The 18,022-nt window shown below is 62.9% G+C and carries 18 protein-coding genes; 12 read left to right on the forward strand and 6 right to left on the reverse strand.

Annotation, left to right across the window (positions count from 1 at the left end):
• The first annotated feature begins 35 nt into the window (after positions 1 to 35).
• The 7 genes from P3T16_RS08290 (at position 36) to P3T16_RS08320 (ending at position 6,060) form a co-directional block, all read left to right on the forward strand.
• Positions 36 to 869, forward strand: coding sequence for an ABC transporter permease (locus tag P3T16_RS08290; RefSeq protein ID WP_429342052.1), 834 nt, complete (start codon positions 36 to 38; stop codon positions 867 to 869).
• Between the two features lies 1 nt (position 870).
• Positions 871 to 1,668, forward strand: coding sequence for an ABC transporter permease (locus tag P3T16_RS08295; protein WP_429341859.1), 798 nt, complete (start codon positions 871 to 873; stop codon positions 1,666 to 1,668).
• Positions 1,665 to 2,747 (forward strand): ABC transporter ATP-binding protein, encoded by a 1,083-nt coding sequence (locus tag P3T16_RS08300; protein WP_429341860.1) that lies wholly within the window; start codon positions 1,665 to 1,667, stop codon positions 2,745 to 2,747. The genes P3T16_RS08295 and P3T16_RS08300 overlap by 4 nt, the downstream gene beginning before the upstream one ends.
• Positions 2,748 to 2,838: 91 nt before the next feature.
• Positions 2,839 to 3,531, forward strand: coding sequence for a GntR family transcriptional regulator (locus tag P3T16_RS08305; RefSeq protein WP_429255976.1), 693 nt, complete (start codon positions 2,839 to 2,841; stop codon positions 3,529 to 3,531).
• Between the two features lie 186 nt (positions 3,532 to 3,717).
• Positions 3,718 to 4,305: an amino acid synthesis family protein gene (locus tag P3T16_RS08310; protein WP_429341861.1), complete on the forward strand. Its 588-nt coding sequence runs from the start codon at positions 3,718 to 3,720 to the stop codon at positions 4,303 to 4,305.
• Positions 4,295 to 5,122: an alpha/beta fold hydrolase gene (locus tag P3T16_RS08315; RefSeq protein WP_429255974.1), complete on the forward strand. Its 828-nt coding sequence runs from the start codon at positions 4,295 to 4,297 to the stop codon at positions 5,120 to 5,122. The genes P3T16_RS08310 and P3T16_RS08315 overlap by 11 nt, the downstream gene beginning before the upstream one ends.
• Before the next feature lie 11 nt (positions 5,123 to 5,133).
• Complete coding sequence (locus P3T16_RS08320; protein WP_429255973.1) at positions 5,134 to 6,060, forward strand: flavin reductase; 927 nt, start codon at positions 5,134 to 5,136, stop codon at positions 6,058 to 6,060.
• A gap of 50 nt (positions 6,061 to 6,110) precedes the next feature.
• On the opposite strand, the gene P3T16_RS08325 is transcribed toward P3T16_RS08320, so the two are convergent.
• The 5 genes from P3T16_RS08325 to P3T16_RS08345 are packed head-to-tail and all read right to left on the reverse strand — an operon-like array spanning position 6,111 to position 11,370.
• Positions 6,111 to 7,784, reverse strand: coding sequence for an electron transfer flavoprotein-ubiquinone oxidoreductase (locus P3T16_RS08325; protein WP_429341862.1), 1,674 nt, complete (start codon positions 7,782 to 7,784; stop codon positions 6,111 to 6,113).
• 9 nt (positions 7,785 to 7,793) lie between these two features.
• Positions 7,794 to 8,450 (reverse strand): HutD/Ves family protein, encoded by a 657-nt coding sequence (locus P3T16_RS08330; protein ID WP_429341863.1) that lies wholly within the window; start codon positions 8,448 to 8,450, stop codon positions 7,794 to 7,796.
• Positions 8,447 to 9,388 carry an electron transfer flavoprotein subunit alpha/FixB family protein gene (locus P3T16_RS08335; RefSeq protein WP_429341864.1) on the reverse strand — a complete coding sequence of 314 codons (942 nt, stop codon included), beginning with the start codon at positions 9,386 to 9,388 and terminating at the stop codon, positions 8,447 to 8,449. Before P3T16_RS08335 ends, P3T16_RS08330 begins: the two co-directional genes overlap by 4 nt.
• Positions 9,385 to 10,158, reverse strand: a complete 774-nt coding sequence (locus tag P3T16_RS08340; RefSeq protein WP_429342053.1) for an electron transfer flavoprotein subunit beta/FixA family protein — start codon at positions 10,156 to 10,158, stop codon at positions 9,385 to 9,387. Before P3T16_RS08340 ends, P3T16_RS08335 begins: the two co-directional genes overlap by 4 nt.
• Before the next feature lie 24 nt (positions 10,159 to 10,182).
• On the reverse strand, positions 10,183 to 11,370 hold the full coding sequence (locus P3T16_RS08345) for an NAD(P)/FAD-dependent oxidoreductase (RefSeq protein WP_429341865.1): 1,188 nt from the start codon (positions 11,368 to 11,370) through the stop codon (positions 10,183 to 10,185).
• 186 nt (positions 11,371 to 11,556) lie between these two features.
• Here P3T16_RS08345 and P3T16_RS08350 point away from each other — a divergent pair, with 186 nt between their 5' ends.
• Positions 11,557 to 12,522 carry a LysR family transcriptional regulator gene (locus P3T16_RS08350; protein ID WP_429341866.1) on the forward strand — a complete coding sequence of 322 codons (966 nt, stop codon included), beginning with the start codon at positions 11,557 to 11,559 and terminating at the stop codon, positions 12,520 to 12,522.
• A gap of 248 nt (positions 12,523 to 12,770) precedes the next feature.
• Here the strand turns inward: P3T16_RS08350 and P3T16_RS08355 are convergent, their stop codons facing one another.
• Positions 12,771 to 13,373: a helix-turn-helix domain-containing protein gene (locus tag P3T16_RS08355; RefSeq protein WP_429255967.1), complete on the reverse strand. Its 603-nt coding sequence runs from the start codon at positions 13,371 to 13,373 to the stop codon at positions 12,771 to 12,773.
• 224 nt (positions 13,374 to 13,597) lie between these two features.
• On the opposite strand from P3T16_RS08355, the gene glnT reads away from it, so the two are divergent.
• The 4 genes from glnT to P3T16_RS08375 are packed head-to-tail and all read left to right on the forward strand — an operon-like array spanning position 13,598 to position 17,970.
• A complete protein-coding gene (gene glnT / locus P3T16_RS08360; RefSeq protein WP_429341867.1) occupies positions 13,598 to 14,986 on the forward strand; it encodes a type III glutamate--ammonia ligase in 1,389 nt (462 codons plus the stop codon).
• Positions 14,987 to 14,997: 11 nt separating this feature from the next.
• Entirely contained in the window at positions 14,998 to 15,906 is a 909-nt protein-coding gene (locus P3T16_RS08365) for a class II glutamine amidotransferase (RefSeq protein WP_429341868.1), read from the forward strand.
• A complete protein-coding gene (locus P3T16_RS08370) occupies positions 15,894 to 16,583 on the forward strand; it encodes a protein glxC (protein ID WP_429341869.1) in 690 nt (229 codons plus the stop codon). The genes P3T16_RS08365 and P3T16_RS08370 overlap by 13 nt, the downstream gene beginning before the upstream one ends.
• A 25-nt stretch (positions 16,584 to 16,608) precedes the next feature.
• The gene (locus tag P3T16_RS08375) at positions 16,609 to 17,970 is read left to right on the forward strand and encodes an FMN-binding glutamate synthase family protein (RefSeq protein ID WP_429255963.1); all 1,362 of its coding nucleotides are present in this window, start codon (positions 16,609 to 16,611) and stop codon (positions 17,968 to 17,970) included.
• The last annotated feature ends 52 nt before the right edge of the window (positions 17,971 to 18,022 follow it).

The raw sequence follows: 18,022 nt of genomic DNA on the forward strand, positions 1-18,022 counted from the left end.
GTACTATCGCGGAACCGCCGGTCGTGGCGCCGAAGATGACCGTCGGCCTCAGGAAAATCCGGCTGATCGCGCCGGCGCTGTTGCTGCTGGTCGTGTTTTTCCTGTTGCCGGTGCTCTCGCTGCTGCTGCGCAGCGTGCTGGAGCCGACGCCCGGCATTCAGAACTACGCGCAGCTATTCGGCTCGAGCACCTATCTGCGTGTGTTCGGCAATACGTTTTTCGTCGCTTCGGTGGTGACCGTCGTGACGGTTGTGATCGGTTTTCCGACCGCGTGGCTGCTCGCGATCGCGCCGCGCTGGATCGGCAAGCTGGTGTTCGCGATCCTGCTGCTGTCAATGTGGACCAATCTGCTTGCGCGCACTTTCGCATGGATGGTGCTGCTGCAACAGACTGGTCCGGTCAACCGTCTGCTGATGTGGCTCGGCGTGATCCATGAGCCGTTCACGCTCGTGAACAACCTCACCGGTGTGACAATCGGCATGACCTACATCATGTTGCCGTTTCTCGTGATGCCGTTGCATGCCACCTTGCGTGCGATCGATCCGACCACGCTGCGCGCCGCCGCAATCTGCGGCGCGACCCGCTGGCAGGCATTCTGGCGGGTGCTGGTGCCGCTCGCGATGCCTGGCATTGCCAACGGCGCGCTGATGGTGTTCGTGATGGCGCTCGGCTACTTCGTCACACCCGCGCTGTTGGGCGGCCCGGAATACATGATGCTTGCCGAATTGATCGCCCAACTTGTCCAGCAGTTGCTCAACTGGGGGCTGGCGGGGGCGGCCGCGTTCGTGCTGCTGCTCGTCACGTTGTCGCTGTACGCGGTGCAGCTTCGCTTCTCGAGCCGCGCCGTGAGCGCCACAGGAGTTCACTGACATGCTGCTCGATTTCGATCGTCTTGGCCCGTTGCGCTGGCTGTTGCTGAGCGTCGGCGGCGCGGTGTCGCTGTTCCTGCTGCTGCCGGTGCTGTTCATCGTCGCGCTCTCGTTCGGCAATTCGCAATGGCTGATGTTTCCTCCACCCGGCTGGACGCTGCAGTGGTACGGCACGCTGTTTGCCGATCCGGGCTGGCTCGACTCGCTGCTGACGAGCGTCGAACTGGGGCTCGTCGTGATGGTGCTTTCGGTGGTGCTGGGGCTGCTCGCATCGCTGGCGCTGACACGCGGCAATTTTCGTGGACGTGCCTTGCTCAAGGCGTTCTTTCTGACGCCGATGGTGCTGCCCGTCGTCGTGCTCGCCGTCGCGCTGTATGGCTTCTTCCTGCGTATCGGCTTGACCGGCACGCTGGTCGGTTTCGTGATCGGCCATCTGATCATCGCGTTGCCGTTTTCGATCATCGCGATCAGCAACTCGCTGGAAAGTTTCGACACGTCGCTCGAGGATGCCGCGCTGATCTGCGGCGCCGGGCCGCTTGAAGTGAAATGGCGCGTCACGCTGCCGGGTATCCGGCTCGGCCTGTTCGCGGCGGCAATCTTCTCGTTTCTTGCGTCGTGGGACGAGGTCGTCGTGTCGATCTTCATGGCCAGCCCGACGCTGCAGACGTTGCCGGTGCGCATCTGGAGCACGCTGCGGCAGGATCTGACACCGGTGATCGCCGCCGCGTCGTCATTGCTCGTCGGTCTGACCGTCGTCCTGATGTTGCTGAGCCTTGTACTGAAGAGAGGTAAATCGTGAGCTCACCGTTTTTGCAGATTCAGCGTCTTCGCAAGACCTACGATCAGGTCGTCGCCATCGATCAGGTGTCGCTCGACATCGAGAAGGGCGAGTTCATGACTTTCCTCGGGCCGTCTGGCTCGGGCAAGAGCACCACGCTGTACATCGTCGCGGGCTTCCAGTCGCCGACCGACGGCCGTGTGTTGCTCGACGGCAAGCCGCTGCTGTCGGTCGCGCCGAACCGCCGCAACATCGGCATGGTGTTTCAGCGCTACACGCTGTTTCCGCATCTGACGGTCGGCGAGAACGTCGCGTTTCCGTTGCGCGTGCGACGCTGGGCGGAGGCGAAAGTGCGTGCGAAAGTCGATGAAATGCTCAAGCTCGTGCATCTGGCCGATTGCCGTGACCGGATGCCCGGGCAGTTGTCGGGCGGCATGCAACAGCGTGTCGCGATTGCGCGTGCGCTGGCCTACGATCCGCCGGTGCTGCTGATGGACGAGCCGCTGTCCGCGCTCGACAAGAAGCTGCGTGAGGAACTGCAGACCGAACTGCGGCGCATTCATCAGCAAACCGGTGTCACGATCCTGTACGTGACGCATGATCAGGAAGAGGCATTGCGCCTGTCCGACCGGATCGCGGTGTTCAACAAAGGGCGCATCGAGCAGGTCGGTACGGGTGAGGATCTGTACCGAAAGCCGGCGTCGCGCTTCGTGGCAAGCTTCATCGGCAATTCGAACTTCCTGCCGGTCACGCTGGCCAGCGGCCATTCGGACTCGCATGCGGTGTTCCCCAACGGCAGGCCGGTGCCGATCGCGGGCTGCGACCGCGCGCTTAACGCGGGCGACGGCGGCGCGCTGATGCTGCGGCCCGAACAGATCCGTATCCGCGTGCAGGCGCCGCACGTGGCGAACGATGGCTTGCCGGTCGTCGTGCGTGACATCACGTATCTGGGCGACACGATGCACTATTCGGTGGCGACGCCCTGGCAGCAGGAGATCGCGGTGCGCACAGCGGCGGGCGCCCACGAGGCGGGACTCGCGGTGGGCGCGCAAGCCTGGCTCGACTGGGACCGCGCCCACGCGCAGGTGTTTCCCGCATGACGCGCGGCATCGCGGTCCGTAGCCGACGACTGTGCGATACTATGGTATTCCAAAAACCAACTGACCCAGAATCTCGCTTGGGAAGCTCGCCATGATCGAACAGATGCGCGTTGACCGTAGTGCACCGACCCTTCGCGAACTCACGCTCGAGAAGCTGCGCGAGGCCATTTCGCAGGGCTTTTATCGTCCCGGCGACCGGTTGATCGAGCGAACATTGTGCGATCAGCTTGGCGTGAGCCGCACCGTGGTGCGCGAAGTGCTGCGCCATCTGGAAACGGAAGGGCTGGTGGAGACGGTCGCGCATTCCGGTCCCATCGTCGCGCGGCTCGACCCGGAACAGGTGCAGGAAATCTACGAGATTCGGGCGTTGCTCGAGTCGGAGGCGGCGCGGGCCTGCGCCGAGCTTGCAACACCCGCGCTCGTGAAGCAGTTGCGCGAAATCCGCAAGGAAATCGAAGACGCTTTCGACAAGTCCGACTTCCGCCGGGTGTTGGCTTACACCGAACGCTTTTACGAAGCGATGTTCACGGGCGGCCACAAGCTGATGATGCATCAGGTGGTCAAATCGCTGAACGGCCGCATCAACCAGTTGCGTTCGGTGACGATCTCGTCGCCGGGGCGCGGCGTGGACTCGAATCGCGAAATGAACAAGCTGTTGACCGCGATTGCAAAGAAGGACGGCACTGCGGCCGCTGCCGCGTCGTTCGAGCATGTGCGGCGCACGGCAGCCATCGCCATGGCCGCGCTCGCCGAGCAGGTCACGGATCAAAGCGAAAGCGCCTGAACACCTCGTTTCGTTCGTCAGAAAAACCGTCGCGCGCGACGGTTTTTTTTCGTCCGTGCATCGAAGGAGAGTCTCGTAAACCCGTCATCGGGATGAAAAATCTTGCATACGCTAATATGGAATACCATAATACTTCCAACGCGTCGCGCACTGAGCCAAGGCGCACCTGTCTCCGGAGGAAGTCTGATGAAGCTCGAGATTCGCAAGCTGGTCACCTATGTGGAAGACACGTTCATCGAAGGCGGCAAAGCCGCACCCCGGCCGTTGAAACTGTTCGCGGCTGCGGCGGTGCTGCGCAATCCATGGGCCGGGCGCGGCTTCGTCGAGGACCTGAAGCCGGAGATTCACGCGCTCGGGCCGCAACTCGGTGAAGTGCTGACGGCCGAGATTCTGCGCATCGCCGGTTCCGGCGAAGCGGTGGAGGGTTACGGCAAGGCGGCGATCGTCGGGACGTCGGGTGAAGTCGAGCACGCATCGGCGCTGATTCATACGCTGCGCTTTGGCAACAAGTTTCGCGAAGCGGTCGGCGCCAAAAGTTATCTGAGCTTCACGAACCTGCGTGGCGGCCCGAACTGCCCGGTCACGATCCCGCTGATGCACAAGGGCGACGAAGGCATGCGCTCGCACTACCTGACCATCCAGTTTTCGATCGTCGACGCGCCTGCGCCGGACGAACTCGTGATTGCGCTCGGCGCGTCGATTGGCGGGCGGCCGCACCACCGGATCGGCGACCGCTATCAGGATCTGAAGGAGCTGGGCTCCAATGAAGCGTGAAACCGACATCGCAAATGCGTCGATGAGCGGCGTGTTCGACGGCACGGCCTACAGCGTGGCCGGCGAGGGTGATGTCCTCGTGCTGATCCATGGCGTGGGGATGAATCGCTGCGTGTGGGAACCGCAGGTCGCAGCGTTGAGGGCGCACTTTCGCGTCGTCAGCTACGACATGCTGGGACACGGGGCGAGCCGGCTGCCGGCCGCGTCGCCGCAACTGGACGAATACGCGGCGCAGTTGCTGGCGCTGCTGGATCACCTCGGCATCAGGACGGCGCATGTCGTCGGTCATTCAATGGGTTCGCTGATCGCGCTCGAATTCGCGTTGCGTTACCCGTCGCGGGTGACGAGCGTCACCGCGCTCAACGCGGTGTACGACCGCACGCCGTCGCAACGGGCCGCCGTCATGCAGCGCGCGGCGTCGCTGAACGGCGGGCTCGACCAGCCGAGCATCAATGCCACGATCGCCCGCTGGTTCGACGATCCGGTGCCGGGTCATCTGGCGAACGTCGCGGAGCTCGTGCGCTCGTTGCTGGAGAGCGTCGATCTCGAAGGCTATGCGCGCACGTACCGGCTGTTTGCGAGTTCGGACCAGGCGCATCTGGGCCGCTTGCCGCAACTCGCGATACCGGCGCTGTTCATGACCGGCGAATGCGATCCGAATTCGAGTCCGGCGATGTCGGAGTCAATGGCGGCCGCAGCGCCGCTCGGCCGCGCCGAGATTATTGCCAACGAACGGCACATGATGAACGTTACCGCGCCGTCGATTGTGAATCAGCGGCTTCTGCACTTTATTCGCGATGCGAGCCGTCAGTCCTGAGGAGCAGCACCATGACCGATTCTTCTTTTGACGTCATCGAGTTTCGCCGCGCGTTGGGCGCGTTCGTCACCGGCGTGACGGTGGTGACGACGATCCAGCCGGATGGCACGCCGCGCGGTTTTACAGCGAATTCGTTCACGTCGGTGTCGCTCGATCCCGCGTTGATCCTCGTGTGCATCGCCAGGACCGCGTCGAGCCATCCGGTGTTTTCGCAGACGCAGCGTTTTGCGGTCAGTGTGCTTGCGGAAGATCAGCGGCCGGTGTCGGGCGTGTTCGCGTCGAAGAGCGCGGACAAGTTCGCACAGGTCGCGTGGCACGCGCGGCGCACCGGCAGCCCGGTGATGGACGGCGCAGCGGCGAGCTTCGACTGCGAGACGCATCAGGTGGTGGACGCCGGCGATCACATCATCCTGATCGGGCGCGTGGTGGACTTCACGCATTCCAGCGCGACGCCATTAGGGTATTGCCGCGGCGCGTATGTGGATTTCAGTTTGTCGCAGGAAGCGTTGGCGGCGACTGGCCAACGTGCGCAGGTCGGTGCGATTCTCGAACATGCCAGAGGGCTCGTGCTGACCAGGACCGCGAGCGGATTGCAGTTGCCTACCGGCACGCGGCTCGAACCGCTGGCGGACGCTACGAGTTTGCGCGGCGTGCTTGACGGTCTGAAACTGAACGTCAACCTCGATTTTCTGTTCGCGGTGTTCGAGGAGAAGGGCGTCACGCACATCTACTATCGCGGGCGCGTGGTCGACGACGCGCCGGCAGTCGCGGACGTTCGTTATGTGCCGCTCGACGCGATACCATGGAACGAGATTCGCGACCCGGCCGTGCAGTCGATGCTGCGCCGCTACGTGAAGGAGCGGACCGAAGATGCGTTTGGCATCTATGTCGGCGATGTCGAAAAAGGGACCGTGCAATCGCTGGTGGCGAATGCGTGAATGCATAAGAAAGGCGGCTTCGAACTCCGAAGCCGCCTTTTTTGCGGCGCTCACATGTTCGCGTAGTTCGGTCCGCCACCGCCTTCCGGCGTGACCCACACGATGTTCTGCGTCGGGTCCTTGATGTCGCACGTCTTGCAGTGCACGCAGTTCTGCGCGTTGATCTGCAGGCGGTCTTCGTTTTGATCGTTCTTCACGAACTCGTAGACACCTGCCGGGCAGAAGCGTGACTCCGGCCCCGCATACGTCTTCAGGTTCACGTTTACCGGTACGCCCGGATCTTTCAGCGTCAGGTGCGCCGGCTGATTCTCTTCATGGTTGGTGTTCGAGATGAACACCGACGACAGGCGGTCGAACGTCAGCTTGCCATCGGGCTTCGGATAGACGATCGGCTTGCATTGCGATGCGGGCTTGAGCATCTCGTGATCGGAATGCTGGTGATGCAGCGTCCACGGCACGTTGCCGCCCAGCACCTTCTGCTCCAGCCCCACCATCAGCGTGCCGAGATACAGGCCCTTGCTCATCCACTGCTTGAAGTTGCGCGCACGGTACAGTTCGGTGTGCAGCCACGACGTCCTGAACGCTTCCGGATAGGCGGCGAGTTCGTCCGCCTGACGGCCAGCCTGCACGGCTTCAAATGCCGCATCGGCCGCCAGCATGCCGGTCTTGATCGCCGCATGCGAACCCTTGATCCGCGATGCATTCAGGAAGCCCGCATCGTCGCCGACCAGCGCACCGCCCGGGAATACCAGTTTCGGCAGCGACATCAGGCCGCCCGCGGTGATTGCCCGCGCGCCGTACGACACCCGCTTGCCGCCTTCGAGAAACGCGCGGATCGACGGATGCGTCTTGTAGCGCTGGAATTCCTCGAACGGCGACAGATACGGATTCGAATAGCCGAGCCCCACGACAAAGCCCACCATCACCTGGTTGTTGTCCATGTGATAGAGGAACGAGCCGCCGTAGGTGTCGCTCTCGAGCGGCCAGCCGGCCGTGTGGATCACCAGCCCTGGCTTGTGCTTGGCCGGATCGATTTCCCACAGCTCTTTGATGCCGATGCCGTAGACCTGCGGATCGGCGCCGTCACGCAGCTTGTACCGGTCGTTCAGCTGCCGTCCCAGATGCCCGCGCGCGCCTTCGCAGAAGAGCGTGTATTTCGCGTGCAGCTCCATGCCGAGCTGGAAATTCTCGGTCGGCTGGCCGTCCTTGCCGATACCCAGATTGCCAGTGGCGACACCTTTGACCGAGCCATCGTCGTGATACAAAATCTCAGCAGCCGGAAAGCCCGGGAAAATCTCCACACCCAGCGCTTCAGCTTGCTGCCCGAGCCAGCGCGTCACATTTGCGAGGCTGATCACGTAGTTGCCGTGATTCTTGAAGTTATCCGGCAGCGCCCAGGTGGGCACGCTCTTCGAGCCGGTTTCGGTGAGGAAGAGGAATTTGTCTTCGGTCACGTCCACCGTCAGTGGCGCGCCTTTTTCCTTCCAGTCGGGGATCAGTTCAGTGATCGCGCGCGGATCCATCACCGCGCCCGACAGGATATGCGCCCCGATCTCCGAGCCTTTTTCTAGTACGCACACGCCAATCTCGACGCCTTTCCTGGCCGCGAGCTGCTTCAGACGGATCGCCGCGGACAGCCCAGCGGGGCCGCCGCCGACAATCACCACGTCGTATTCGATCGACTCGCGCGGGCCGTACTGTTCGATCAGTGCGTTGCTTGCCATAGGGTTCTCCTAGCGGTCCGCCAGCGGTTCAATCGCGATCGACAGCAGTTTCGCACCCGGTCCGAGCGGACTGAGATCCAGCGCTTCGTGCCGTTTTTCGAGCCATATTCCATTCATCGGCGCCAGCGAGACGTTGCGAAGCAGAGAACTGGAGAGCGTCCATTGACCGTCGACTGATAACAGCAACTGACTGGCTGCGGGCGTCACGCGCAACGAATGCGTGTGGATGCTGACGGTCGCGCGGCACGCCTCGCGCCGTGTCATGACATTGAGCACATGAACCGGCCTGGCGGCCAACGTGACCCACACATGCAGATCGCCGGAAAACTGAACCGGTTGCCCCGCGTGGGCGATTAACTGGCCATCCTGCGAATGCAGATCGACTGAGCCGTCATCGAGCAGCACCAGCGTTCGATCGAATCCGGGAAACTGCGAATACCTGGCCGCGCCACTCAGCGTTGCCAGGCTGACGCGCCAATGGACGCCCGTGTCATCCTCGGGCCCGCGTGCGATGGTCCGTGTAACGCCGCCGCCGTTCGCCCACGGTTCGTGCACCAGACTGGCGCAATTGAAAAAACGTACTGCAGGCTGTGATCCCGTAGCCGGATGCGGCGATGCCTTGTCATTGGCCAATGAGGTTGACGCGCCCGACAGATGAAGTGTCATCGGCTCGTGCCTCCCGCGCCGACATGCGCTTCGATCTCGCCCACCACCTCGAACAGATCGCCGACGAGCCCGATGTCCGCGACCGAAAAGATCGGCGCGTCCGGATCTTTATTGATTGCGACAATGGTCTTCGAGTCCTTCATCCCGGCCAGATGCTGAATCGCGCCGGAGATGCCGAATGCAAGGTAGACGTCGGGTGCGACCATCTTGCCGGTTTGCCCGACCTGTGCGGTATTCGGCGCGTAGCCGGCATCCACCGCGGCCCGCGATGCGCCGAGCGCCGCGCCCATCTTTTCCGCCAGTTCGCCGAGCCGGTCCATACTGTCCTTCGATGCCAGACCACGCCCGCCCGCGACGACGATCCGCGCGTCAGGCAGCTCGCGGCCGGTCTGTGCCGATGCCTGGCGCTCGACGAGCTTCGTCCGGCTAAAGCCCGCAGCCGGTTCGAGCGTCACGCGTTGCCCGTTGCCGCCGCTGTCGGCCGCCGGCGCGAACGACGACGCCCGAAATGTCGCGAACGTCACGGCGCTGGCCGTGTTCACGTTGGCGATGACGCTTCCCGCATAAAGGCTGCGCACGAACGCGCCTTCGCCTTCCGCGGCGATCACATCTGGAATGAATGCACCGCCGACAAGCGCCGCGGCGCGCGGCAGGGCGCTACGGCCGAGCGTCCGATGACTCGCGGCGATCAGCGAATACGGTCCGTGCATCGCGTACAACTGCGCGGCGAGCGTTTCAGGCACAACGTCCTCGCTCGTCGCGCCAGCCATCACGAGAGCGCGCTCGACACCGGCGATTCTTTCGACCGTGGATGCAAGCGCGGCATCCGGCAAGAACACATCGACCGGCAGGCCGCGTTGCATCACCGCAGTGATAACGCGAAGCGTCGCTTCGGCAAGGCGGCCGTTTTCGCTTTCAGCTACGACAAGGCTTCTCATGCGGGGACTCCTGCCTGATCGAATACGCGCCGTTCTGTGAGCGCTGCGATGAGCGCGGCGCTGTCGGCGACCTTGATGCCGGGCTGGCGGACCGGCGGATCGCTGAGCTTGACGATATGGCTCTGGGGCGTCAGATCGATTGCCAGCGTGGCGGCGTCCACGATCGCGAGCGGCTTCTGCTTCGCCTTGACGATGCTCGGCAAGGTCACGCGGCGCGGGTCGGCGAGGCGCAGATCCGCGCTGACGACAGCCGGACCCTCGAGCAGCCACGTCGCCGTGCCGGTGTCGTCTTCGCACATGACGGACCAGCCTGTGCCATCCGCCGAGAGTGCGCCTGCGTTCAACGCCTGCGGCCAGTCGAGCAGGGCGGCGAGCATGGCGGCGACACCGCCGATGTCGCCGTCGATCGCCTGCTTGCCGCACAGCACGAGGCCGTATTCCCGACTCGCCATGTGAGCGTTCAGCAGACGCGCCACCGCCAGAGAATCGAGCGTGGAAGTCGCCGTTGCGGTGTCGACCAGCACGGCATCGTCCGCGCCCATTGCCAGCGCCGTGCGCAAGACGTCCTGGCTGGCTTTCGTGCCGCACGTGATCACCGTCACCTTCGACGCAACGCCGGCTTCCTTGAGTTGCAATGCCTTTTCGACCGCGCATTCGTCGAACGGGTTGAGCGACATCTTGAGGCCGGTGGTGTCGATCGAACCGTTCGCCGAGACCCTCACGCGTACGTTGGCATCGACGACGCGCTTGACTGGAACCAGAATGTTGATTGTCATGACGGGAGCATCCTTCGATCAGGAGACCGCGCCCGAGCCGTACTTGCCCACCAGCAGTGCGCCACTTGCGAACCGGTCGAGCGCGTAGGGCGCGAGGGAAACATCGGTGGGCAGGCCGAGCGCATGTTGGGCGAGGATCTTGCCGATGCCCGGCGACAGCTTGAAGCCGTGCCCCGAAAAACCGAAACCGACCACGAGACCCTCGATATCGCCGACCTTGCCCAACACCGGATTCCAGTCGGGCGTCACGTCGTACACACCGGTCCATGACGAAGCCAGCCCCGCGGCCTCATAAGCCGGGAAGCGTTCGGCCACCTGGGCGCCGACTTCGGCGACATAGTCGAGCGAGATATCGCCCTGTTCCGTTTCCGGCGAATTCAGCGTTTCGCCCACCACACCTTCCGACACCAGCATCTGGCTGCCGCCGTAACTGCGGTAATAGAGCATGCCGGCCGAGCCGAGGTCCTTGAACGCGGGCATCTTGAACGAATACGCGGCGCCGTGGCATTCGAGTGCGAGCACCGTGTGACGCTCCGGCTTGACCGGCAGCGGCACACCGATCCAGCCGGCGAGTTCCGGCGTCCAGATGTTCTGCGTGCTGATCAGGGTGCCGCAGCTGAAGTTGCCCGCGCTGGTTGCGACCCCGGTGATCCGGCGTCCTTCGCGGACGATGCCCGTGACCGTCACGCCTTCCATGATCTTGACACCGCGGCGGCGCGCCGAACGGGCGAAGCCGGTCGCCACCAGATAGGCATCCGCAAAACCCGCCTCCGGTTCATAGCCGATCAGCGCGGCGTCGTCGAAGTTCGCGATCGGCAGGCGCTCGTGCGCCTGCGCCTTGTCGAGTAGTTGCACTTCGATGCCCATATCCTGCTGCGCGGCGAGCGAGGCGCGCAGCGGTTCCAGCTTGTCGCCGTCGGGCGCGCAGATCAGATAGCCGCATTTGACGAGACCACAGGACGCTTCGTCATCGCCGAGATACTCGGCGAAGTTATTGAATGCCCACCACGAGGAGCGCGCGAGTTCCACGTTCTGGCGCACCGAATAGTGCGTGCGCAACAGGCCGGACGACTGTGACGTGGTGCCCGCGCCGATCGTGCCCTGTTCGATAACCAGCACGCTTTGCGCGCCCAGGGCGGCGAGATGATGGGCGACCGACGCGCCGATGACACCAGCGCCGATCACGATGAAATCGTAGTGGCTCATGTGGACCTCTGTGTGGGCAATGAGGCGAATTCTAGGAAAACGTTGGCCGCGCCAATTTTGTATTAGGCAAACTTATGGCGAGCCAATGCAATTTCTCATCCTGCACACCAACCCTGCGAACCTCGGCACCATGCTGTCGTACCGCACAGGATGACCGGCATGTCACCCACGCGAGCGGAGCATTTCATGAGACGAACCCCGACCCCGATCGATCTGCGCGCGTTGCAGGCTTTTGTGGCTGTCTGCGACAGCGGCTCGATGACGGGCGCGTCGAAGCAGCTCGGCGTGAGCCAGAGCGCCATCAGCCAGTCGATTGCCGCGCTGGAGCGCGATCAGGGCCTGACGCTGTTCGATCGCGAGAGCCGTCCGCCGCGCCCGAATGTAGCGGGGCGCGCGTTGCTGGAGTTGGCGGGGCCGTTGATCGAACACGCGCAGATGGTGAGCGCCCGTATCGGCGATGCCTCGCATACCGGCAAGATGCCGGTGCGCCTGGGTTGCGTCGATTCGTTCGCGGCCACTGTTGGGCCTGAGTTGATTCGCGCGGTGTCGAATTCAGAGCGGCAGATTTCGATGTGGTCCGGTCTCACGCCGAGCCTGAGCAAACAGTTGCACGACCGCGAACTGGATATCGCGATCTGCACGCAGACCACGCTGAACGACGCACGGATCGTCGAAGTGCCGCTGTTTTCCGAGGCGTTCGTGGTGGTGGTTGCGCGTAGCCACTTGGGCGGGCGCCGCAATATGGACTGGCGCACGCTCGCGCTCGAACTGCCACTGATCCGCTATACGGCGCGCTCAGTGATCGGCCAGCAGATCGAGCGTTTCGCGCGACATCTGGGTATCAACAGTCCGCGGCGTTACGAGTTCGATGCGACCGATCCGCTGCTGAGTCTGGTGGCGGCTCGCGTGGGTTTTGCGATTTCGACGCCCTTGTGTCTGTGGCAGGCACGACACTATCTGGACGATATCGCGGTGATGCCGTTGCCGCCGAGCCGTCTTGGGCGGCGCGATTTCTTTCTGTTGCACCGCCAGGGTGAATGGGATCAGTTCGCCGCCGACATCGTCATGCTGACGCGCGGCGTGCTGGACAACGCGATCCAGCCGTCGCTGGCGCGGGCGCTGCCCGATCTGCCGGATGATGCATTGCGCTGAATAGCGCCCGTTTGTATAAGCGTTGCTTTTAACGCTGCTTAACCGCACACCTCGTTTTTGTGCAAAGTCGCACCAGTCACAACGACGATGTGCACCGCAGTCAGGCTGATGAGCCTTTCAGCGTCGATATCGGGAACAGTGCATGGCGCCCAAAGCGTTTATTGGTGGGAATCTTTGATTCACTCAGATAAACATGGCACAAACGTTGCATTGATAGAGGCGTCGACTGCGACGGCCGCAGCGAGCGATCAGTCAGCGCTCGACTGCGGATACACAAAGATCGACAGGAATTGAATGGGCGTCTTGATCAGACGCTCAGGACCGTGCGGTATCTCACCCTGGAAGGTGAGCGTGTCGCCGGGATTAAGGATGTAGGTTTGTTGACCATGGCGGTATTCGATCACGCCTTTGAGCATGTGGATGAATTCGGTGCCCGGGTGCTCGAACACAGGAAAACGTTCAGCCTCGTCCTCCATCGTGATCAGGAAGGGTTCGAAGAGCTTGCGCGGACCCTGGTCGTAGGCAAGCAGGTGATAGGTGTGACCGCGTTTGGTGCCTTTGCGGACCACCTCCATGCCGGCGCCTTTTTTGACGAGTTGTGCACCGCCTTGCGGCACGTCGAAATTGCGGAACAGCGTGGAGAGCGAAACGCCGAGCGCCTGGGCGATGCGGTTGAGCACCTCGAGACCTGCGGAGGTCTGCGCGTTCTCGATCTTCGAAAGCATGCCGCGGCTGATGCCGGCCTGCGCGGAGACCTGAGCGATCGTCAGGCCGTGACGCTGGCGTAGTTCGCGGATGGTGATGCCGAGGTAGCGCTCGAGCGGCGTTTTATTGTCTTCACCGGTTTGCATGTAGGCCTCACGGAAAAGGGAAGCGTAGCAGATTGCAGCGCCGGGTCGCGTGCGAAGAGTTTCACAGTGGGAAGCTTAGTTGCGCACCAATAAAGTTTCTGTTTGATTGAAGACAAGCTTGAAGCGCGCCGAAACCGGCGTTCGGAAGCGTGTTGCATAGCCTGGTCACATGCGTTGCGTGTGGCTTTTCCAAACCACAAAGGATGTTGTTGCAAGGAGTGGCGATGAACCTGAACGATGCGAGCAAGCTGCCGGTCAACGAACTCGGATGCGTGCCCCGCTTCGGCTCGGCGGAAGAGGCGCAAGCTTATCTGACGCAGCAGGGCGTGAAGTACGTGCTGGCGCAGTTTGTCGATATTCACGGCGTGGCCAAGGCGAAATCGGTGCCGGTCAGTCATCTGAAGAGCGTGTTGAAAGCGGGTGCCGGTTTCGCGGGGTTTGCGATCTGGGGCGTAGGTATCGAGCCGAACGGCCCCGACTATATGGCCGTCGGCGATCTGGCGACGCTCACGCTGGTGCCGTGGCAGCCGGGCCTGGCACGGATCGTCTGCGACGGTCATGTGGATGGCGAAGCGTGGCAATACGATTCGCGCGTGACCTTGAAGAAGCAGGTCGCACGGATGACCGAGCGCAACTGGACGCTCTTCACGGGTCTCGAACCGGAATTCTCGTTGCTGCGCCGTTCGGCATCGGGCGTCCTGGAGCCATGCGATCCGAGCGATACGCTCGCCAAGCCGTGCTACGACTACAAGGGACTCTCGCGTACGCGCGTCTTCCTGGAAAAGCTCACCGAATCGATGCGCGCGGTCGGGATCGACGTCTATCAGATCGATCACGAAGATGCGAACGGGCAGTTCGAAATCAACTACACGTACACCGATTGCCTGACGTCGTGCGATCACTACGTGTTCTTCAAGATGGCCGCCTCCGAGATCGCCAATGAACTCGGCATGATCTGCTCGTTCATGCCGAAGCCGTTCGCGAACCGCCCCGGCAATGGCATGCATATGCATATGTCGATCGGCGACGGCGAACGCAACCTGTTCGCCGATGCTGCCGACAAGCTTGGCATGGGGCTTTCGTCGCTCGGCTACCAGTTCACGGCCGGCCTGCTCGCGCATGCACCGGCGCTGACCGCGCTGTGCAATCCGACGGTGAACTCGTACAAGCGCCTCGTTGTTGGCCGCTCGCTGACAGGCGCAACGTGGGCGCCGGCCTACATCAGCTACGGCGACAACAACCGTTCGACGATGGTGCGCATGCCCGGCGAGCGCATCGAACTGCGGTTGCCGGATGGTGCGTGCAATCCGTATCTCGCGACGGCGGCCGTGATTGCCGCGGGGCTGGACGGCATCGACCGTGGTCTGTCACCGGGCGAACCGGCTAACGAGAACCTCTACGAGTGGTCGCCCGCGAAACTCTCCGAACACGGCATCGGCGTGCTGCCGCAAAACCTCGAGCAGGCGCTCGATGCGCTCGAAAGCGACCGCATGATATGCGACGCGCTCGGCCCGGTTGCCAATGAATTCCTCAAGCTCAAACGGATGGAGTGGCTCGAATACATGCGCCACGTCTCGGACTGGGAACTGAAGACCTACCTCGAATTTTTCTAAGGAGAAGCACTATGTGCGGAATTGTAGGCTTGCTGGTCAAGACGCCGGCATTGCGCGAACGGCTCGGCGAACTGATGGTGCCGATGCTGATCGGCATGACCGAACGCGGACCGGATTCGGCGGGCCTCGCGGTGTTCGGCAAACAGGTCGATGCGAGTCAGCGCAAGCTGAGCATCTACGCGGGCTTCACCGACGAAGGCGCGGACTTCGCATGGCAACCGCTGCTGGACGCATTGAACGCGGCGATGGACGTGACCGCCCGTGTCGATGCGAAGGGCAATCATGCGGTACTGACGGTGCAAGGCAATGTCGAGCGCGTGAAGACGTGGCTGCGCGAGCGCTATCCGAAGCTGTATCTGCTGTCGAGCGGCCGCTCGATCGATCTGTACAAGGATATTGGCTCGCCGTCGCAAGTCGCCGGGCGTTATGACTTTGCGAACCTGAAAGGCTCGCACCTGGTCGGCCACACACGCATGGCGACGGAATCGGCGGTGACGCCCGACCGCGCGCATCCGTTCACGGCCGGCGACGACTTCTGCCTCGTCCACAACGGTTCGCTGTCGAACGCGCATGGCGTGCGCCGCAAGCTCGAACCGCAAGGCATTCACTTCGATACCGACAACGACACCGAAGCCGCCTGCCGCTTTCTCGAATGGCGGCTGCGGGAAGGCGACACGTTGCCGGTGGCATTGCAGAAGGGTTTCGAAGAACTCGACGGTTTCTACACGTTCCTGATGGGCACCTCGACCGAACTCGCGCTGATTCGCGATCCGTTCGCGTGCAAGCCGGCGGTGGTCGCGGAAAACGACGACTACGTCGCTATCGCTTCCGAGTTCCGTTCGCTCGCGCATCTGCCCGATATCAAAAACGCCAGGGTCTTCGAACCCGCACCTGAGGAGATGTATGTATGGAAAGCCTGACTTTCGATCTGGAGCGCACGACAGTCCGTGAGCTGAACCAGTTCTTGCACAAACCGGCGAGCGAACTGGAGGGCCAGGCGGTGACGGTCGTCGCGCCAAACGGCGCGCATAACCTCGCAGTCGGTGTGGATGCGCCGGTGCGAGTGACGATCGCCGGTCACGCCGGCTATTACGCGGGCGGCATGAACAAACACGCGACGATCGAGATCGACGGCAGCGCGGGCACCGGCGTCGCGGAAAACATGATGAGCGGCAAGGTGCATGTGAAGGGTTTCGCGTCGAACGGCGCGGGCGCTTCGGCGCACGGTGGCCTGCTGGTGATCGACGGCGATGCGGGCCTGCGCTGCGGTATTTCGCTGAAGGGTGGCGACATCGTGGTGGGCGGCTCGGTGGGCAGCTTCTCGGCGTTCATGGCGCAGGCGGGCCGCATGGTGATCTGTGGCGATGCGGGTGATGCGCTCGGCGACTCGCTTTACGAAGCGGTGCTGTACGTGCGCGGCGAAGTGAAATCGCTCGGCGCGGACGCGCAGTACGAGCAGATGACGCAGGCGGATATCGACGCGGTACGCGCTTTGCTCGCCGCCGCCGGCATGGACCACGACCCGGCGTCGTTCAAACGGATCGCCTCCGCTCGCACGCTCTATCACTGGAACGCCGACGCGAACCAGGAATATTGAACACACGCTCTCGAAGAAGGTTCCCATGGAAGCCAAACCCGTTCACTTCGCCCGCTTGCAGCAGGAAGAGTCGCAAGGCTACGACCGCAAGACGATCGACTATATCCACAGCGCCGCGCAGCGCGGCCTCTACGAAATTCGCGGTCTGGGCGCGAAACGCCGCGTACCGCATTTCGACGATCTGCTGTTTCTCGGCGCCTCGCTGTCGCGCTATCCGCTCGAAGGGTATCGGGAGAAATGCGCGACGCAGACAGTGCTCGGCACGCGCTTCGCCAAGAAGCCGGTGGTGCTCGACATTCCGATCACGATTGCCGGCATGAGCTTCGGCGCGCTGTCCGCGAACGTGAAAGAAGCGCTCGGCCAGGCCGCGACCGCGATGGGCACCTCGACCACTACCGGCGACGGCGGCATGACGCAGGAAGAACGCCGCTCGTCGAAGACGCTGGTCTATCAGTGCCTGCCGTCGCGCTACGGCTTCAACCCGGACGACGTGCGCCGCGCCGATGCGATCGAAATCGTGATCGGTCAGGGCGCGAAACCGGGCGGCGGCGGCATGCTGCTCGGGCAGAAGGTCAATCCGCGTGTCGCCTCGATGCGCACGTTGCCGGCCGGCGTCGATCAGCGTTCGGCGAGCCGTCACCCGGACTGGACCGGCCCGGACGATCTGGCGATCAAGATTCAGGAACTGCGCGAAATCACCGACTGGGAGAAGCCGATCTACGTAAAGGTCGGCGCAACCCGCACGTTCAACGACGTCAAGCTCGCGGTGCATGCGGGCGCGGACGTGGTGGTGATCGACGGGATGCAGGGCGGCACGGCGGCGACACAGACCTGCTTCATCGAGAACGTCGGCATTCCGACGCTGGCCGCGGTTCGCCAGGCTGTGGACGCGCTCGAAGATCTGAATATGAAAGGCCAGGTGCAACTGATCGTCTCGGGCGGCATTCGCACCGGTGCTGACGTGGCGAAAGCATTGGCGCTCGGCGCGGACGCAGTGGCGATCGGGCAGGGCATGCTGATGGCGCTCGGCTGCAACAGCGATACGTACTTTCAGAACGGCGCGCTGCATTCGGCGGCGGCGGACTACGCGGCGCTGAACACGTCGCCGGGTTTCTGCCATCACTGCCACACGGGCAAGTGCCCGGTCGGCGTGACCACGCAGGACGCGGTGCTCGAACAGCGTGTGCAGCCCGATGAAGGTTCACGCCGCGTGCGCAACTACCTGAAGACGCTGAACATGGAACTGACGACGATCGCGCGAGCGTGCGGCAAGCAGAACGTCCATCACCTCGAACCGGAGGATCTGGTCGCGCTGACGGTCGAGGCCGCGGCAATGGCGCGCATTCCGCTCGCGGGTACTTCGTGGATTCCCGGATGGACCGAATGAATTAAGTTGTTTCGAGATTTTTGACTGTGGAAGAGTTGAGTGCATTCAACTC

This window comes from Paraburkholderia sp. GAS42 (assembly GCF_050436565.1).
GTDB lineage: Bacteria > Pseudomonadota > Gammaproteobacteria > Burkholderiales > Burkholderiaceae > Paraburkholderia.

What these genes read in the sequence shown, in the direction of transcription:
- P3T16_RS08290 (WP_429342052.1), top strand. Translation starts at nt 36, where the DNA reads ATGACCGTCGGCCTCAGGAAAATCCGGCTGATCGCGCCGGCGCTGTTG.
- P3T16_RS08295 (WP_429341859.1), top strand. Translation starts at nt 871, where the DNA reads ATGCTGCTCGATTTCGATCGTCTTGGCCCGTTGCGCTGGCTGTTGCTG.
- P3T16_RS08305 (WP_429255976.1), top strand. Translation starts at nt 2,839, where the DNA reads ATGATCGAACAGATGCGCGTTGACCGTAGTGCACCGACCCTTCGCGAA.
- P3T16_RS08310 (WP_429341861.1), top strand. Translation starts at nt 3,718, where the DNA reads ATGAAGCTCGAGATTCGCAAGCTGGTCACCTATGTGGAAGACACGTTC.
- P3T16_RS08315 (WP_429255974.1), top strand. Translation starts at nt 4,295, where the DNA reads ATGAAGCGTGAAACCGACATCGCAAATGCGTCGATGAGCGGCGTGTTC.
- P3T16_RS08320 (WP_429255973.1), top strand. Translation starts at nt 5,134, where the DNA reads ATGACCGATTCTTCTTTTGACGTCATCGAGTTTCGCCGCGCGTTGGGC.
- P3T16_RS08325 (WP_429341862.1), bottom strand. Translation starts at nt 7,784, where the DNA reads ATGGCAAGCAACGCACTGATCGAACAGTACGGCCCGCGCGAGTCGATC.
- P3T16_RS08330 (WP_429341863.1), bottom strand. Translation starts at nt 8,450, where the DNA reads ATGACACTTCATCTGTCGGGCGCGTCAACCTCATTGGCCAATGACAAG.
- P3T16_RS08335 (WP_429341864.1), bottom strand. Translation starts at nt 9,388, where the DNA reads ATGAGAAGCCTTGTCGTAGCTGAAAGCGAAAACGGCCGCCTTGCCGAA.
- P3T16_RS08345 (WP_429341865.1), bottom strand. Translation starts at nt 11,370, where the DNA reads ATGAGCCACTACGATTTCATCGTGATCGGCGCTGGTGTCATCGGCGCG.
- P3T16_RS08350 (WP_429341866.1), top strand. Translation starts at nt 11,557, where the DNA reads ATGAGACGAACCCCGACCCCGATCGATCTGCGCGCGTTGCAGGCTTTT.
- P3T16_RS08355 (WP_429255967.1), bottom strand. Translation starts at nt 13,373, where the DNA reads ATGCAAACCGGTGAAGACAATAAAACGCCGCTCGAGCGCTACCTCGGC.
- glnT (WP_429341867.1), top strand. Translation starts at nt 13,598, where the DNA reads ATGAACCTGAACGATGCGAGCAAGCTGCCGGTCAACGAACTCGGATGC.
- P3T16_RS08365 (WP_429341868.1), top strand. Translation starts at nt 14,998, where the DNA reads ATGTGCGGAATTGTAGGCTTGCTGGTCAAGACGCCGGCATTGCGCGAA.
- P3T16_RS08370 (WP_429341869.1), top strand. Translation starts at nt 15,894, where the DNA reads ATGGAAAGCCTGACTTTCGATCTGGAGCGCACGACAGTCCGTGAGCTG.
- P3T16_RS08375 (WP_429255963.1), top strand. Translation starts at nt 16,609, where the DNA reads ATGGAAGCCAAACCCGTTCACTTCGCCCGCTTGCAGCAGGAAGAGTCG.